This window comes from Rhizobacter sp. P2_G4, from assembly GCF_056403575.1.
The window spans coordinates 49,906-66,099 of sequence record NZ_JBFUFG010000007.1; the positions used below are offsets into that span (position 1 = coordinate 49,906).

The 16,194-nt window shown below is 65.9% G+C and carries 15 protein-coding genes; 4 read left to right on the plus strand and 11 right to left on the minus strand.

Translation table 11 applies throughout. The features are described 5' to 3' along the window. Nucleotides 1-247: 247 nt before the first annotated feature. Entirely contained in the window at nt 248-2,671 is a 2,424-nt protein-coding gene (locus AC1DYS_RS22750) for a penicillin acylase family protein (protein WP_477903380.1), read from the minus strand. A 165-nt stretch (nt 2,672-2,836) separates the two neighbouring features. Between AC1DYS_RS22750 and AC1DYS_RS22755 the strand changes: the two genes are divergently transcribed. Beyond that, on the plus strand, nt 2,837-3,172 hold the full coding sequence (locus tag AC1DYS_RS22755) for a hypothetical protein (RefSeq protein ID WP_477903382.1): 336 nt from the start codon (nt 2,837-2,839) through the stop codon (nt 3,170-3,172). A gap of 25 nt (nt 3,173-3,197) precedes the next feature. Here AC1DYS_RS22755 and AC1DYS_RS22760 read toward each other — a convergent pair whose 3' ends face one another. Continuing rightward, nucleotides 3,198-3,836: a LysE family translocator gene (locus AC1DYS_RS22760; protein ID WP_477903384.1), complete on the minus strand. Its 639-nt coding sequence runs from the start codon at nt 3,834-3,836 to the stop codon at nt 3,198-3,200. A 7-nt stretch (nt 3,837-3,843) separates the two neighbouring features. Continuing rightward, nucleotides 3,844-4,353, minus strand: a complete 510-nt coding sequence (locus tag AC1DYS_RS22765) for a DUF1993 domain-containing protein (protein ID WP_477903386.1) — start codon at nt 4,351-4,353, stop codon at nt 3,844-3,846. Nucleotides 4,354-4,431: 78 nt separating this feature from the next. Between AC1DYS_RS22765 and AC1DYS_RS22770 the strand changes: the two genes are divergently transcribed. From AC1DYS_RS22770 to AC1DYS_RS22780, 3 genes are all read left to right on the plus strand, one after another. Beyond that, nucleotides 4,432-5,442 carry a D-2-hydroxyacid dehydrogenase family protein gene (locus AC1DYS_RS22770; protein WP_477903388.1) on the plus strand — a complete coding sequence of 337 codons (1,011 nt, stop codon included), beginning with the start codon at nt 4,432-4,434 and terminating at the stop codon, nt 5,440-5,442. A 78-nt stretch (nt 5,443-5,520) separates the two neighbouring features. Next, nucleotides 5,521-6,078: a chromate transporter gene (locus AC1DYS_RS22775; protein WP_477903806.1), complete on the plus strand. Its 558-nt coding sequence runs from the start codon at nt 5,521-5,523 to the stop codon at nt 6,076-6,078. Next, nucleotides 6,075-6,611 carry a chromate transporter gene (locus tag AC1DYS_RS22780; RefSeq protein ID WP_477903390.1) on the plus strand — a complete coding sequence of 179 codons (537 nt, stop codon included), beginning with the start codon at nt 6,075-6,077 and terminating at the stop codon, nt 6,609-6,611. Before AC1DYS_RS22775 ends, AC1DYS_RS22780 begins: the two co-directional genes overlap by 4 nt. 18 nt (nt 6,612-6,629) lie before the next feature. Here AC1DYS_RS22780 and AC1DYS_RS22785 read toward each other — a convergent pair whose 3' ends face one another. The 8 genes from AC1DYS_RS22785 to dsbD form a co-directional block, all read right to left on the minus strand. Further along, a complete protein-coding gene (locus tag AC1DYS_RS22785; RefSeq protein ID WP_477903392.1) occupies nt 6,630-7,088 on the minus strand; it encodes a hypothetical protein in 459 nt (152 codons plus the stop codon). Nucleotides 7,089-7,288: 200 nt separating this feature from the next. After that, nucleotides 7,289-7,915 (minus strand): uracil phosphoribosyltransferase, encoded by a 627-nt coding sequence (gene upp / locus AC1DYS_RS22790; RefSeq protein ID WP_047484489.1) that lies wholly within the window; start codon nt 7,913-7,915, stop codon nt 7,289-7,291. 172 nt (nt 7,916-8,087) lie between these two features. Beyond that, the gene (gene rlmB / locus AC1DYS_RS22795; protein ID WP_477903394.1) at nt 8,088-8,822 is read right to left on the minus strand and encodes a 23S rRNA (guanosine(2251)-2'-O)-methyltransferase RlmB; all 735 of its coding nucleotides are present in this window, start codon (nt 8,820-8,822) and stop codon (nt 8,088-8,090) included. Between the two features lie 22 nt (nt 8,823-8,844). Continuing rightward, the gene (locus tag AC1DYS_RS22800; protein ID WP_047484486.1) at nt 8,845-9,207 is read right to left on the minus strand and encodes a response regulator; all 363 of its coding nucleotides are present in this window, start codon (nt 9,205-9,207) and stop codon (nt 8,845-8,847) included. 36 nt (nt 9,208-9,243) lie between these two features. After that, nucleotides 9,244-12,054 carry a response regulator gene (locus AC1DYS_RS22805; RefSeq protein ID WP_477903396.1) on the minus strand — a complete coding sequence of 937 codons (2,811 nt, stop codon included), beginning with the start codon at nt 12,052-12,054 and terminating at the stop codon, nt 9,244-9,246. Between the two features lie 117 nt (nt 12,055-12,171). Beyond that, nucleotides 12,172-13,281, minus strand: coding sequence for an ABC transporter substrate-binding protein (locus AC1DYS_RS22810; protein ID WP_477903398.1), 1,110 nt, complete (start codon nt 13,279-13,281; stop codon nt 12,172-12,174). 227 nt (nt 13,282-13,508) lie between these two features. Continuing rightward, the gene (locus AC1DYS_RS22815; RefSeq protein WP_477903808.1) at nt 13,509-14,162 is read right to left on the minus strand and encodes an acetyltransferase domain-containing protein; all 654 of its coding nucleotides are present in this window, start codon (nt 14,160-14,162) and stop codon (nt 13,509-13,511) included. A gap of 71 nt (nt 14,163-14,233) precedes the next feature. Then, nucleotides 14,234-16,141 carry a protein-disulfide reductase DsbD gene (dsbD, locus tag AC1DYS_RS22820; RefSeq protein WP_477903400.1) on the minus strand — a complete coding sequence of 636 codons (1,908 nt, stop codon included), beginning with the start codon at nt 16,139-16,141 and terminating at the stop codon, nt 14,234-14,236. Nucleotides 16,142-16,194: the final 53 nt, after the last annotated feature.

The following is a 16,194-nucleotide window of genomic DNA, read 5'->3' on the forward strand; positions in this document are numbered from 1 at the left end:
TTGCGGCAAACGCCGCTTGGGTGCGCGGCGTGCCGACACGCATTTCAACCGCAGCGTCCACTCAAGTCATGCGCATGGAGTGACCGAGAGTTGACCGCCTTCACAGCCGCGCAGGTGCGAACGCCCTCGTCAACGGGCGTCACGCCATGAGCGGCGTCCGTTCTTTTCCTCACACAGTTCACACGCTGCTGCCACAAAGGCTTGCTGGTTGACGGCCACTCGCCTCAGCGCACCTGGAGGCGACGGATCAAGGCCTCGGTTTGAGCACCAGCGTCCGCACCGCCTCGCCACCCCACACGGGCACGTCTTGCACCTTGCGCCAGGGCTCGACGAAGCGGCTGTAGAGCGGCGAGAACACGATGCCCGATTGCCCACTCGAGAACATGAAGCGCGACTGCGCGGGCTCGCCCAGGTCGAACAGCGCGCGGAACGAGGTGCCCGACTCGTCGAGGTAGAGCTCGCCGGTCGTCACGTCGGGCTTGATGCTCACGCGCGAGTAGTTGACGGTGTAGGTGTCGCCGCCCACCGGCGTGCGCAGCTCGAACCATCGGTTGAGCGGCTTCACGCGGGTGAACGGCCGGTGTTCCGAGCGCGCGATGTGCGCCTTGCCCCATTGCCATGCCGTGACGTCTGCCCCCTGGGCGGCCTGGAGCTCTTCCAGTGCGAGCGTGAACGCAGTGTTGACCTGCTCGCCGCAGGTCTCGGCGGCCGGTGTGGCCTTGTTGTCGCACCACCATCCGTCGTTGCGTTCGAGCACGCCTTCGAGCGCCTCGCGGAAGCTGCGGGTGTTGATCTGCTTCTCGTACAACGGGTCGCCGATCTCGTCGCGAAAGATCGCCTGCGTCAACTGCCGCGCCCAGGCCCAGGCGATGAGCGGTGCAGCCTTGTCGGCCGACATCACCCCATCGAACGCCGCCAGCTCGTGCTGCGCGGCCTGCGCAAGCGGGTGCGCCGCCGTGGCCTTGCGCAGGTAAGGCATCAGCCGCATCGTCGCTGCGGAGAACTCGTCGGCCTGGATGGCGCGCAGGCTCTCCAGGTCGTGCTTGGGCTTGGCGGCCAGCAGCTGCTCGATGCGCTGGTGGCGGTACGGCGCGGCCCATTCGCTGGTCAAAAAATGCGGGTAGTCGAGCGGGTGGATGCGCTGGTTGGCGGTGGCGATCCAGCCGCGCGGCGGGTCGGTCTCGCGCGGCGTCCACGTCGGCTCGAGCACGCCGGCCCAGTCGTAGCGCGCATCCCAGCCTGGCGAGGGCACCAGGCCTTTCAGGTCGTTCTCGGGCTTGCGCACCGGCACGCGGCCGGCCGACACCATGCCGATGTGGCCCTGGTCGTCGGCGATCACGATGTTCTGCATCGGCGCCAGGTACTTGCTCGACACGGCCATCACGTCGGCCACCGTGCGGCTGGTGTTGAAGGCCAGGCCGGCGTCCATGGTGCCGGTGTCCACGTCGAGCGCCGTCCAGCGCATCGCGAGCGCATAGGCCGATGGCGCGCCGGGCGCCGGTGCACCGGTAAGGCCTTCGGTGGCGCCGCCGGCGTCCGAGATCACCGGCCCATGGCGAGTGCTGCGCGCGATCAGCGTCACGTCAGGCTTGCCCCTCACCTTGATGATCTCTTCGACGCTCTTGAACTTGGCCCAACCCTCGGGCGTCTGGTACATCGTGGCATCGTCGGGTTTGATGCGCTCAAGGTAGAGGTCTTGCACGTCGGGTGCGGTGTTGGTGAGTCCCCAGGCCAGGTGCTCGTTCTGCCCGATCACGACGAAGGGCAAGCCCGGCATCGTGGCGCCAGCCACCTTGAAGCCCGGCGCCTCCAAGCGCGCCAGGTACCACAGCGCTGGCGCGGTGAGCTTGAGGTGCGGGTCGTTGGCGAGCAGCGGCTTGCCGCTTTCGGTGTGCGAACCATGCACCACCCAGTTGTTGGAGCCGATGCCTTCCACGCCCGACTCGGGTGCGGCGTTCAGTGCCTGCTGGCCCGTGGTGGCGCTGAGCTTCAGGCCGCGGAACAGCGCGGCGTAGTCGGCCGTGGGCAAGGGCTTGTCACCGGGGTACGGCGGCAGCAGTTCGTTGACGCGATCAACCGGAAACTTGAGCGACATGCGCAGGCGCAGCAGCTCGGCCGACCAGTTGGAGCCCAGGTCCCAGGCCATCATCGTGGCCCAGGCCATGCTGTCTTCGGGCGTCCACGGCTCGGGCTGCACGCCGAGCAGCATGAACTCCGGCGGCCTGGCGCTCAGCTCGTTCTGCACATAGGCGTTGATGCCGGCGGCGTAGGCCGTCAATGCGGCGCGCGAATCGAGGCTGGCCTGCGCGTACTGCTCTGCAGCGACGCGGCGCACGCCGAGTGCGCGCAGGAACTTGTCGGCTTCGATCGCCGACTCGCCGAAGGCTTCGGCCAGTCGGCCGGAGCCGATGCGCCGGTGCGTCTCGAGCTGCCACAGCCTGTCTTGCGCGTGCGCATAACCCAGGCCGAACATCACGTCGTCGCGCGAGGCCGCCTTGATGGTTGGGATGCCATTGGCATCGCGCGCGATGCTGATTTCGGCGTGCGGCCCCTGCATCACCAGCGTGCCCTTGGTGATCGGCAACACGCGGCGGCTGTAGATCCACAACACGGCGGCCACGATGAGCAACACGATCAGCAGCGTCCATGCGCCGCGGCGAAGCCATTTCATGCGTTCTTCCCGTCTCCGTTCATGGGGCGAGAGCGTAACCCGTCGATTGCGTCACACCCCATGGGGCTTGCCCACGCCGCCACAGCGAAGTGGGCGGCCAGTGCGTCGCTTTTTACGCTTTGGGCGGGTAGCGGGCTGCCCACAATTCCTTACATGAACACCGCCATGCAAGAACTCACCTTCAACCACGCCGACCACCTGCCTGCCTTCGGCATGCCGGAAGACCGGCTGGCGCGCATGGCCGCACGTCGTGCCTTCGTCGAGATGAAGACCTGCTTCATGCGCGCCGCGGCCGACATCGAAGGCAACACCGGCGCCCTGCTGCAACGCCAGGTGCGCACGGCCACCGAGGTGATCGAACTCTGGCGCCTGCGCCACGCGCTGCTCAGCGCGCTGCCAGCGGGTCAGGCCAACAGCGAGATGCACCGCCAGGAGTTGATGCAGCAGATCGACAGCGCCTTTCCCGAAGGCGAAGGCAACACGGCTTTCTTGCCGCTGTAAGCGGCTCTCCGCCGCTGAGGTGCGTCTAGCGGCCGCCCACGGCCAGCTTCACGCCCAGCACCACGAACATCGCGCCCGCAGCGCGCTGCAGCCACGTGCCGAGACGGCTTGCACGCGTGCTGCCTGCCAGCCTATCGCGTGCCATGCCCGCCACCCAGGCCACGACCAGCGACACAGCCGTACCGCCCAGTGTGAACAGCAGGCCGAGCAACCCGAATGCCACGGCTTGGTGGCCGCCGTGAGGCTCGATGAACTGCGGCAGGAATGCCAGGAAGAACAGAGCCACCTTGGGGTTGAGCGCATTCGTCAACACACCGCGCCAGAACACGCGGCGGGGGTCGACGGCAGCCGGCGGCAGCGCAGCACCGCCCGCTGACCGCAGCATGCCGATGCCCATCCACACAAGGTAACCCGCGCCAGCCCACTTGACCAGCGTGAACGCCAGGTCAGAGGCCGCCAGCAAGGCCGACAGGCCCAGTGCCGCCAGCGTCACATGGAACAGGCACCCTGCCCCGATGCCCAGTGCGGCCAGCACGCCGGCTCGGCGCCCGCCGGTGGCAGTGTTGCCGGCGACATAGAGCAGGTCGACGCCGGGCGTCACGTTCAGCAGCAAGCCCGCTGCAATGAACAGCGGCAAGTCGTGAATGCCCAGCGTCTCCAGCATGTTCAGCTCACTGCAAGCTGCCGAGGAAGTCGGCCTTGCCCAGTTCGACGCCGTTGTGGCGCAGCAAGGCGTACGCGGTCGTCACGTGGAAGTAGAAATTGGGCATGACGAACTGGTGCAGGTAGCGCTCGCCCTTCATCACGAGCACGCCGGCGCGGCGCGGCACGTTGATATCTTTCTCTTCGGTGCCGATGATCTTGTCGGCATCGACCGATTGCACGAAGGCCAGCGTCTTGGCGATGCGTTCCTTCAGCTGGGCCAGCGTGGTCTCGTTGTCCTCGAACTTCGGTGCCTCGACGCCGCTCAGCCGCGCCACGCCGAATTTCACGCCGTCGCAGGCGATCTGGATCTGGTTCGGGAAGGGCAGCATGTCGGGCGCGAGCCGGCTGGTGATGTAGACGCTCTGGTCGAACTTCTTGGCTTCGGCGTGTGCTGCGGCCTTGTCGAGCCAGGCACTCAGATTGCCCAGCAGTCGAACGAACACCGGCACGCTGGCCGAATACATGGTGATGGACATGGTGTCTCCGGATTTGTCGAGCCCGCATGCTACGTTGAAGCGGCACAATCGACATTTCCCGCCAGCAGTACCTTACTGATGAACATCATCATCCTCGACGACTACCAGGACGCCGTGCGCAAGCTCAAGTGCGCCGCCCGCCTGGAGCACCTGAACGCCAAGGTCTTCACCAACACGGTCAAGGGCATCGGCCAGCTTTCGGTGCGCCTGCGCGACGCCGAGGTGCTGGTGCTCATCCGCGAACGAACGCAGTTCCCGAAGCAACTGCTCGAGAAGCTGCCCAAGCTCAAGATGCTTGCGCAGACGGGCAAGGCCGGCTCCCACATCGACATCGAGACGTGCACACGCCTCGGCATTGCGGTGTCCGAAGGCGTGGGCTCGCCGGTGGCTGCCGCCGAGCTGACCTGGGCACTGATCATGGCCGCCATGCGCCGCCTGCCGCAGTACATCGGCAACCTCAAGCACGGCGCCTGGCAGCAGTCGGGCTTGAAGGCTGCGTCGATGCCGGTGAACTTCGGCATCGGCATGGTGCTCAAGGGCAAGACGCTGGGCATCTGGGGCTTCGGCCGCATCGGCCAACTGGTGGCCGGCTACGGCAAGGCCTTCGGCATGAACGTGCTGATCTGGGGCAGCGAGCAGGCGCGCGAACGCGCCCGCGCCGAGGGCTACGCCGCAGCCGAGTCGCGCGAGGCCTTCTTCGAGGCGAGCGACGTGCTCACGCTGCACCTGCGGCTGGTCGACGGCACGCGCAGCATGGTCACGCTCGAAGACCTGTCGCGCATGAAGTCGACCGCGCTGCTGGTCAACACCTCGCGCGCCGAGCTGATCGAAGAAGGCGCGCTGGTGTCGGCACTCAATCGCGGCCACCCGGGCATGGCGGCCGTCGACGTGTTCGAGACCGAACCCATCCTGCAGGGCCACCCGCTGCTGCGGCTCGAAAACGCTGTCTGCACGCCGCACATCGGCTATGTGGAGCAAGACAGCTACGAGCTCTACTTTGGCGCCGCCTTCGACAACGTGGTGAATTTCGTCAACGGCACCCCCACCGGCATCGTGAACCCCGCGGCACTCAAGGTCTTGCGCGGATGATCGAAGGCGGAGTCGCCGCGCACCAACAGTTCAGAGCCCGGAGCTGCATCCTTGCCCCAGCACGATGACGAGCCCGCGATGCGCGAGCCCACGTCGTGCACCGAGCTCTTCGTCGTCTTCACGCGGCTCGCCCTGCAAGGCTTCGGTGGCGTGCTCGCGGTCGCGCAGCGGGAGCTGGTGGAGCGGCAGCGCTGGCTGAACCCGCCACAGTTTCTTGAACTGCTCTCGACCGCACAGGTGCTGCCCGGGCCCAACGTGGTGAACCTCGCGCTGATGATCGGCGACCGCTTCTTCGGGCTGCGCGGCGCCCTCTCTGCGTTGGGTGGCATCTTGCTCGTGCCGCTGGTCATCGTGCTGGCAGCAGCCGCTCTCTATGCCCAATACGCACATCACCCCTTGGTGAACCAGGCGCTGCGCGGCATGGGGGCCGTGGCGGCCGGTTTGATCATCGCCACCGCGATCAAGCTGCTGCCCACGCTCAAGGGCAACCCGCTGGGCCGCGTCGGCAGCCTGCTGGTCGGCGCCCTCACCTTCGTGCTGGTGGCGGTGCTGCGCCTGCCGCTGTGGTGGGTGGTCCTCGGGCTGGGTTCGCTCGCCGTGGCCGTGGCCTGGCTCAAGCTCAAGCAGCCGCAATGAACTCGCTCACCGCTGTGCAGTTCTTTGCGCTGTTCATGCACTTCGCTGCATTGAGCCTCATCGCCGTGGGCGGCGCCATCACCACCGCACCCGACATGCACCGCTACCTGGTGAACGAGCATGGCTGGATCAGCAACGAGCAGTTCACTGCCTCGGTAGCGCTGGCGCAGGCCGCCCCAGGGCCGAACATCCTCTTCGTCGCGGTGATCGGCTACAACGTGGCGGGTCTGGCGGGTGCGCTGGCTGCGATGGCCGGCATCATGCTGCCCTCGAGCACGCTGACGCTCTATGCGACGCGATGGGCACGCGCACGGCGCGAGACGATCGGCGTGCGGGCCTTCAATGCCGGCCTCGCGCCATTGACCTTGGGTCTGCTGTTGTCGACGGGGTGGATCTTGTCGGAGCCCGCACGAGACAGCATTGGCGCTGTCGTGCTGGTGGCCGTCACCGTGCTGGTGATGGTGAAGACGCGGGTGAGCCCGATGTGGCTGATCGCGCTGGGTGCGGTCGCAGGGATGCTCGGGCTGGCCTGAGAAGCTGGCGGCTCTCCCTCAGACGGAAAGCGCTTCTTCGAGCATGGCCGGCATGTCGGCCAGGTCGTTCTGCACTTGTGCCGACAGGCCTTCGGGCAAGTCGCGCAGCGCGCCGCTGTACATGAAGACTTCGGTGCCACCTTCTTGGCCGATCTTGAGTACCACGCTCATCAGCAGATCGGGCTGTGCATCGGGCGTTTCCATCTGCACCGGCGTGCCGCCCTGCGACGACTCGAGCACGATCACATAGCGTGACTCGCCCGTTTGCGCGTTGACCACTTGCGGCAGGCAGGCCAGCACGTGCATGCCATGGCGCTGTGCGCTCGCCTCGATGCGATGCACCGTCTCGGAGACGCTGTATCGGCTGACCCGCGTCAGCGTGAGGCGCTCTTCGCCGGCGAAGGCACGGCCCCCGCTGACGGCAGCCACCATGATCGCAATGCCGCTGGTCATCCAAAAGCGAAACGGGTTCTTCATCAACTTCTCCTGGGCACGAGCGGCAGACCTTACGGCTCGACTCCATGAGGGTCAAGGCGTTTGCCGGCTAAAAAAAGTAAAGGTTTATGTCGCACCGCAGCATCGGCGACAGAGCCTTGTGCGAAGCAATATGCGCGTCCTGTGTGACACGCAGTTGACCCACTTCCAGCGTGGGTTTCTCGGATCCTTCGTCGAGAGCTTTACTTCGTGCCGAAGATCTTGTCGCCCGCGTCACCCAGACCCGGGATGATGTAGCCGATCTCGTTCAAGTGGCTGTCGATCGCTGCCGTCCAGCAGCGCACTTCGGGGTGCGCTTTCTGCAGCGCAGCCACACCCTCGGGCGCAGCGACAAGCACCAGCGCACGCACGTCCGTGCAGCCACGGCGCTTGAGCAGGTCGATGGTCGCGATCATCGAGCCAGCAGTTGCGAGCATCGGGTCGACGATCAGCGCAGTGCGCTCATCGAGGTGGCCCACGAATTTTTCGAAGTAGTGCTCGGGCTGCAAGGTCTCGTGGTTGCGGCTCAGGCCCACGACGCTGACCTTGGCATTGGGGATCATGTCGAGCACACCGTCGAGCATGCCGAGACCCGCTCGCAAGATTGGCACGACGGTGACCTTCTTGCCCTTCACCTGGTCGATCTCGACCGGGCCGCTCCAGCATTCGATGGTGGTCTTCTCAAGCGGGAAATCGGCGGTCGCTTCGTATGCGAGCAATCGGCCGAGCTCATTGGTCAGGTCGCGGAACTTCTTGGTCGAGATGTCGTGCTCACGCAGCAGGCCGATCTTGTGCTTGACGAGAGGGTGATTGACTTCGATGACGGGCATGACGGTCTCTCAGTGAAGTGACGAGCGAATCTGGCAGCAACCGTGCTGTGAAAGGCATTCTTTTGGACGCAAAGGTCGCGAAGGAAGACGCAAAGGTCGCAAAGAAAAAATGTTTCCTTGGCGTTCTCTGCGTTCTTCCTTGCGTTCCTTGCGTCAACCCCTTGAGCTTTCTTCACCCGCCGCGCTGACGCAAAGCCTCGTACAGGCACACGCCCGAAGCCACTGACACGTTCAAGCTTTCCACCGCGCCCTTCATCGGCAGGCGAACCAGCTCGTCACAGGTGCGGCTGGTGAGCTGGCGCATGCCCGCGCCTTCGGCGCCGAGCACCAAGGCCACCGGGCCGCTGAGGTCCAGCTCGTAAAGCGACTTCTGCGCGTCGTCCGAGGTGCCGATGATGCGGATGTCTCGTTCCTTCAGTTCGTTGAGCGTGCGCGCGAGGTTGGTCACCATGAAATACGGCACCGTGTCGGCCGCACCGCTCGCCACCTTGGCCACCGTGGCGTTCACGCCGACGGCGTGGTCCTTGGGTGCGATCACGGCATGCGCGCCCGCACCGTCGGCCACGCGCAGGCACGCGCCCAGGTTGTGCGGGTCGGTGATGCCATCGAGCACCAGCAGCAGCGCCGGGCCGTCGACGGCATCGAGCGTGTCATCGAGCGAATGGCTCATCGCCACCACCTCGACGCGCGCCACCACGCCCTGGTGGCGGTGCGTGCCGCACATCTTCTGCAGACGGTCGTCGTCGCTGTCGACCAGCTTCGCGCCGGCCTCCTTGGCGCGCTCCACGAACTGCTTCATGCGCTGGTCGCGCCGTGTCGCGTCGACGTGGATCTCGATGATGGACTTGGGTGCGGTCTTCAGCCGCACCGTGACGGCGTGGAAGCCGAAAAGGATCTTATTGCTCATGTTCCGATGGTAGCTGCCGCCTTCACGCCAGCGCCCGATCCACCACCGCGATCAGGTCGTTGTAGTGGTACGGCTTGGCCAGGTAGGCATCGCAACCAGCAGCGAGGATGCGCTCGGCATCGCCTTTCATCGCCAGCGCCGTGAGCGCCACCACCTTGATGTGCGCGGTCTTCGGCGCCTGCTTGAGCAGGCGGGTGATGGCCAGGCCGTCCTTGCCCGGCATCTGCACGTCCATCAAGATCAGGTCGGGCAGCTGCTCTCCGGCGATGCGCAGGCCGTCTTCTCCGCTGCCGGCGGGCAGCACCGCGTGCCCGGCCTTTTGCAGCACCAGCTGCGCGAGCTTGAGGTTGTGCAGGTTGTCTTCGACGACGAGGATGGTGGCCATGCAAGTTTCCCTCAGGTGCCGTGCCGCGACCGAGACTCAGGCATCCGGTTGCCGCTTTCGCGCCAACGCACGCTTCACCTCGGCGACCAGGCCGATGGAGTTGAAGTGGGTCTTCTCCATCACCTGCTGCACCTTGCCGCGCAACCGCTCGCGGTCGTCGCGGGTGAGCAGCTTGGCAGTGAGCACGATGATCGGAATGTTCGCCGTCTTGGGGTTGTTGCGCAGGCCGTGCACGACGTCGAAACCCGACACCTGCGGCATCATGAGATCGAGCACGATCAGCGCCGGCGGCTCGTTGCGCACCTGGTCGAGCGCTTCCTGCCCACCATACACGCCCAGCGGCATGTAGCCCGCGACCTGCAGGTACTTGCTGACGAGTGCCACGGCCTTGGGGTCGTCGTCGACCACCATCACCCGGGCATCGGTGGGCGGCTCATCGAGCCCCGCGGCGGCCAGCGCGGCCAGCAGCTCACCCTGCGTTACCGGCTTCACCAGCACCTGCGAGGCACCGAGTGCAAAGCCGCGCTGCGCTTCGTCGGTGATGGAGACGATCACGACCGGGATGTGGCTCGTCTCGGGCTGGTCTTTCAGGCGCGCCAGCAGCTCCCAGCCGTCCATTCCCGGCAAGATGATGTCGAGCACCAGCGCGGCCGGGCGCAGCACGGCCGCGCGTGCCAGGCCCTCTTCGGCGTTGCGCGAGAACTCCACGCGGTAGCCCTGTGACTGCAGCTGCAGTCGCATCAGGTTGGCGGCGCGCGGGTCGTCTTCGATCACCAGAACCATTGGGCCGGAGCCCGGCTCCGCTTCACCAGGCTCGCCGAGCACGCCTTGCACGATGATCTGCTCCGGTACCAGCTCGACCGGTTCTTCGGCTTCTCGCCACGGCAACCACACCGTGAAGACGGAACCGCCTCCTGCGGCGCTGCGCACCATCACGCCGCCACCATGCAACTCGGCCAACCGCTTGACCATGGTCAGCCCCAGCCCTGTGCCCGCGTACTGCCGCGAGAGCGACGAATCGATCTGCACGAAGGCCTGGAAGAGCTGCTGCAAGTCGTCCGGCGCGATTCCGATGCCGGTGTCGGTGACGCGGATCTGCAGGTAGCGCTCGCAGTCGATGCGTTCCGGCTTGAACACCCGCGTGTCTGCCGCATCGCGCATGGCCTCGACCATCTGGCTCGGCACGCGCTCGATCGAGAGCACCACGCTGCCGCCTTCGGGCGTGAACTTGAGCGCGTTGGAAACGAGGTTGTAGACGATCTGCTTGGCCTTGCGCAGGTCGATGCGCATGCGGCCTAGCTCGGCTGCCGTCTCGACGCTGAGGCGAACCCGCGCCGCGGTCGCCCGCTCGCGCAGCACCGACAAGGCACTGTCGCCCAGCTGCGCCGGCTCGGCCACTTCGAGTTCGAGCTGCACGTGGCCCGATTCCACCTTGGACAGATCTAGGATGTCGTTGATCAGCGAGAGCAGGTGCTTGCCGCTGGCATGGATGTCGCCGATGTATTCCTTCTGCTCGGCCGGCATCTCGCCGGTCATGCCGTCTTTCATGATCTCGGAGAAGCCGATGATCGCGTTCAGCGGCGTTCTCAGCTCGTGCGACATGTTGGCGAGGAACTCGCTCTTCATTCGGCTGGCCCGTTCCAACTCGGCGTTCTTGCGCTGGATGTCTTCGCCGCGCGCACGAAGCTGATCGGCCAGCAAGGACAACTCTTCGAGCTGGCCGAGGTTGTGCAGGGCCACGCCCAATTGCGCCCCCAGGCGATCGACGAACTCGCGGTCGCGGTCGGCCAGGCGCGCACTCGCGGCCAGCACCAGCACGCCCAGCAAGCGCCCCTGGTGCTGCACCGGGCAGGTCAGCATGGCGGCAGGGTGCACAGTGGCCAGGCCGGTTTCGATGCGCCAGCCCGCGGCGTTGTCAAAGCCTTCGAGGTACACCGACTTGCCGTTGCGCGCGGCGGCACCGATCGGCCCTTCGTCCATGCGCAGCGAGCTCTTGATGTCGGCCGGCGTGGCGCGCGAGGCGGCCAGGCGCAGTGCGCCGCCCCACTCCTCATGCGCATAAAAGGCGGCCACTGGAAACAGCGGGTTGTCGCACAGCAGCTCGAGCGTGCCTTGGAGCACCGCAGCGCGGTCGTTCTCGGCGTTGTAGAGCGTCAATGCCCGCGCATGAACCGTGTCGTAGGCGCGCTCTCCAGCCACCTGCACTTCAGCCATCTGGCGCGCCCGCAGGTCTTTGTACATGCGCCAGAAAACCATCGGCAGCAGGGCCAGCAGCAAGGCAACGAAGGCCGCGAAGATCCACGCCGTGGCGTTCGACCGCTGCTGCTCCAGGTCTTGGCGCAGGGCGAGCAGACGGTCTTCTTCCTGGCTCATCGAATCGATGAGCGGCCGGACGTTGTTCAGCGCTTGCGCGCCCATCTCGATGCGCTGCTCGGGCGAATAATTGGTACCGCTGATCACCAGGGCCTCGGCCCTGCGATAGAGCTGGATGCGAATGTCCAGCTCGCGCCGCAGGATGGTCAGCCGCTCGCTTTGCGAAGCGTTGTCGGCGGTGAGGCGGCCCAGTTCGCCCAGGCCTGTCTCGATCGATCCGACGGCCTCGTCACGTTCGCCACGGTAGATGGTGTTGCGCGTGACCAGGAAGGCCCTCTGCCCGGCCTCGGCGCGGTACACGCTGGACTCCAGGTCGTTGATGACGCTCCTGACCTGATGCGTGTGGCTCACGTAGGCCGAAGCGGCCACCGTCTGCTGGGAGAAGTCCCATGCGAACCAGGCCAGCGCCAGGATGGCGACGGCAGCGGCGGTGATGCCGCCCATGGCGAGTTGTTGCGTTGACAGGGATCTCATTGCACTCCTCAGGCCTCGCACGGTAGCGGCGTGCACAAGACCCTTCAACTGACACAAGTGTCAGGGAGGAAAACGAGAGGGTGGCCGCGGTGCGCGGCCGGTTGAACTAGCGAATCGCTACTGCACGAAGCGGTTGCCGCGCGACAGGATGGTCAGCTCGACCCAGTTGCTGCCTTGGTGGCTGGTCGGCGAAAAGTTGAGCGAGTAGCCGTTCAGGTCGACGCGGCCCAGCGAGCCCATGGCTTGCAGGATGCTTTCGCGCGTGGGCTTGGGGCCGGCCTTCTTCAGCGCAGCCACGAGTGCCTTGGCCGCGATGCACGACTCGAGCGAGGTGTAGTCGAGCTTGGCCCCGTTGAGAGCGTTCAAGGCCTCGGCACACTCTTTCACCAACGGCACCGAGACCTGGTTGGATGCACGGGGTGACGGGATCACCTGGGCCACGATGGTGCCGCGCGCCAGGCCGCCGACCGATTCGGCGAGCTCATCCGGGTTGACGAACGACAAGGCTGCCACGGGCACGACGGTGCCCTTCTCGCTGGACACCTTGAGAAAGTCACTGACGGCGCTGTACTGGGTGGTGGCAAGCACGTAGTGGGGAGCATCCTTGAGCACAGCGTCAATCGCGGCTGCGTCCATCGGCGCGCCGCGCTTCACCGCCACGCCCTTGGGCTTCGCCAGGCTGGCTTCAGTGAACGCGCTGGCGACGGTCTCGTAGTTGCTGCGGCCCACTTCGTCGTCGTAGTGCAGCACCACCGCCTTGGTCGAACCGACGCTGCGCTTGGCCTCCACGATCTTCTGGGCCTCTTCCTTGTAAGACGCACGGATGGTGAAGACGTTGGCGTGGCTGCGCAGGCTGGCCGAGCCGCTGAAGGGCGCGAAGAACAGCATGTTGTTCTGCGCCGCGATGGGCAGCGAGTCGATGCTGTTGGTGGCCGAGTTGTAGCCGAACAGCACCATCGCGCCACTCTGGCTGATCAGCTGCTGAGTGTTCTCGAGCGCGCGCTGGCGGTTGTTGGCGTTGTCGAGCGTCACGAGCTGGATCTTGTGGGGCAGCGCGTTGCTTGCGTTGGCCTTGGCGAACACGGCTAGCGCACCATCGCGCATGTCGCGGCCGATGTCGGCGTTGGGGCCGCTCAAGGCGACCGACTGTCCGATCACGATGTCTTGCGACCAGGCCGCTTGTGCGCCCGTCAAGGCCAGCAACAGGACGGCAATGCTCTTCTTCATGTCAGCTCTCCAACCACGAGGAATCAGGCGACGGGCGCCATCACGGCGCCGCTTGAGTGGATCGAGCTTAGTCGGCAGCGCACTTACTTTGCTCACCCCAAAAGGCGAACAAGTTCACGCGATGTGCTTGCAGACGATGAAGACGTGATCGATTGCACTGCGCCGCTCGTGCATTCGCGCACTGCGTGCGCTAGGCATCACCTAGTGCAAACCCTTGGTTCCACGCGTCACTGCAGCGCTCGCACGGCCATCAAGAGTCCGATGAGCACCGGCTGGTGCAGCATGTAGAAGCTGAGCGACCAGCGGCCCAGCGTGGCCAGCGGCGACATGACCGCAGGCAGTGCGCCAGTGACCCACTCGCGCCGGTTCTTCAGCACCCATTGGCCGGCGGCCAGGCCCCACCACATCACGCCGATCCAGGGCAGCAGCGGCGCGTAGTCTTCGGTGACGGGCTTTTGCGTCACGAGGCCCACCCAGTTGGTGAGACGCGAGTCGAAGAAGCTGTCTCGCACGACATGCGGCAAGGCGATGGCCAACAGGCCCAGCGGCCACAGCCACGGCCCGAAGCGGGCCGTGAGCCGCGTGATGATCAGCATGAGCGCGATGCCATGGAGCACACCGAAGCTGATGTAGCTGCGCGGGAACATCAGGTACGAGCCGGCCGTGACCAGCAGCGCGCAACCCGCCACCTGCGCCCAGCGCCGCCAGAAGCGCGGCCAGCCCTGCCCTTGCTCCCACGCTACCGCCTGCCCGAAGCCGGCGCAGAAGAGAAACACGCTCACGATCACCGAACGCTGAACCGTCCAGAACGGGTCGCCGTAGAAGTTCTGCTGGATGAACTTGTAGTAGTTCAGGTCGAAGCAGAAATGAAACGCCGCCATCCACAGGATGGCCACGGCGCGCAAGGCATCGAGGCGGTCGAAGCGGCTCGCCGATCGCTCAGCCTGCACGATTACTTCATGCCCACGCGAGACACCGTCATCGCGTCGATGCGGTCGAGGTGGGCGCCGAAGGTACTTGCATCCTGGAAGCCGATCACGCGCGAGCCGGCCAGCTCGCCGCCAGCGGGCGCGAAGAACAGCAAGGCGGGCGGGCCGAACAAGGTGTACTTGCGCAGCAGCGCCTTGTCGTTCTCGTTGTTGGCCGTGACGTCCACTCGCAGCAGCGTGAGGCCCGCCATCTTCTGGCGCACTGCTTCATTGGTGAAGGTGAACTTCTCGAACTCCTTGCAGGCGACGCACCAGTCGGCATAGAAGTCGAGCATCACGGGCTTGGTGGCGCTGCGAACGGCAGCGTCGAGGTCGGCCAGGCTCGCAATCGGCTGGAACTTCAACTCGGCACTTGAAGCCTGCTGCGCCGCACCGCCACGCAGATGCGCCAGCGGGCGCGCAAGGTCGTGGCCGCCCGATGCAGCACCGAGCACCTGAGCCACCGCAAACACGCCGAGCAAGAGGCCGAGACCCTTGGCAATCTGCTGCACCGGCGTCGACGGCGTGGGCAACGAACGCAGCGCGCCGAGGTAGACCGCAGCCACGACCAGCACCACCGCAGCCAGCAGCATGACCGCCGAGATCGGCAGCACCGGCGACACCATCCACACCGCCACGGCCAGCAGCATCACGCCGAAGGCATGCTTCACATGCTCCATCCAGCCACCGGCACGCGGCAGCAAGGCACCGGCCGACAAACCCAGCAGCAGCAACGGCACGCTCATGCCCACGGCCATCGAGAAGAGCGCGGTGCCGCCAAGCACCACATCGCGCGTCTGGCTGATGTAGACGAGTGCGCCGGCTAGCGGTGCGGCCACGCACGGGCCGACGATCAGCGACGAGATGCCGCCCATCACGAACACGCCCAGGTGCTGGCCGCCCTTGAGGCCCTGCGAAGCCTGGGTCAGCTTGCTTTGCAGCGCGGCAGGCATCTGCAGCTCGTAGGCACCGAACATCGACAGCGAGAACACCGCCAGCACCAGCGCAAAGGCGCCAAGCACCCACGCGTTCTGCAACGCCGCGCCCAGGCCTTCGCCAGCGAGCGCCGAGGCCACGCCGAAGCCGGTGTAGACCAGCGCCATGCCCAGGGAATACGCCAGCGCGAGCGAGAACCCACGCGCCTTGGAGGTGCCGCCGCCCTGCCCCACGATGATGGACGAGAGGATCGGCATCATCGGCAGCACGCAGGGTGTGAACGAGAGGCCCAGGCCCAGCAGCACGAAGAGCCCGATCACGAGGGCCGGATTGCCGGACTTCAATGCGCGCGAAACCTCTCCCTGCTCTTCGGCGCCGGCTGCTGCGCCGACCTGGGTGGATGCGGCGGCGGTGCTTTGAGCCGCGGGCGCCAGGGCCGAGAGTGTGGCCTGGCTGTTTGCTGTCACACCAGCCGACGGCCAGGCCGCAGCCTGGGCTTCGCTCAGCAAGGTGAAGCGCGCGCCACCGCCCGGCCCTTGCCCGGGTTCGACCTTGAACGCCCGCTTCTGCGGCGAATAGCACAGGCCCTTGTCGGCACAACCCTGGTTGCCCACGCTCAGCTTGTATGGGGTCGTCGGGGCCTGCTGCAGCGGGACCACGAGGGTGACCAAGTCGCGGTAGTACTCGACGTCTTTCTGGAAGGTCTCGTCGAACTTGATCTTGCCCTTGGGCACCTGCAGCTCGGCCATCTTCACGCTGTCGGGCGCGATCTCAGCGTTGAGGCGCTCGCGGTAGAGGTAGTAGCCGGGTTCGATGTCGAAGCGCACTTCAACGTGGGTGGCGTCGACCGAGCGAGCGGAGAGGCGAAATGCCTGCTCCGGGTCGAGAAAGTCATCGGCGGCCAAGGCGGCGCTTGCAAGCACCAGCCCGGTCAGCGCCACAAACAGGGCGCGCATTGCGTATCGAGGGAATCCCCAGGTCTTCATGTCATCTCGCTGTTCATCTGGCC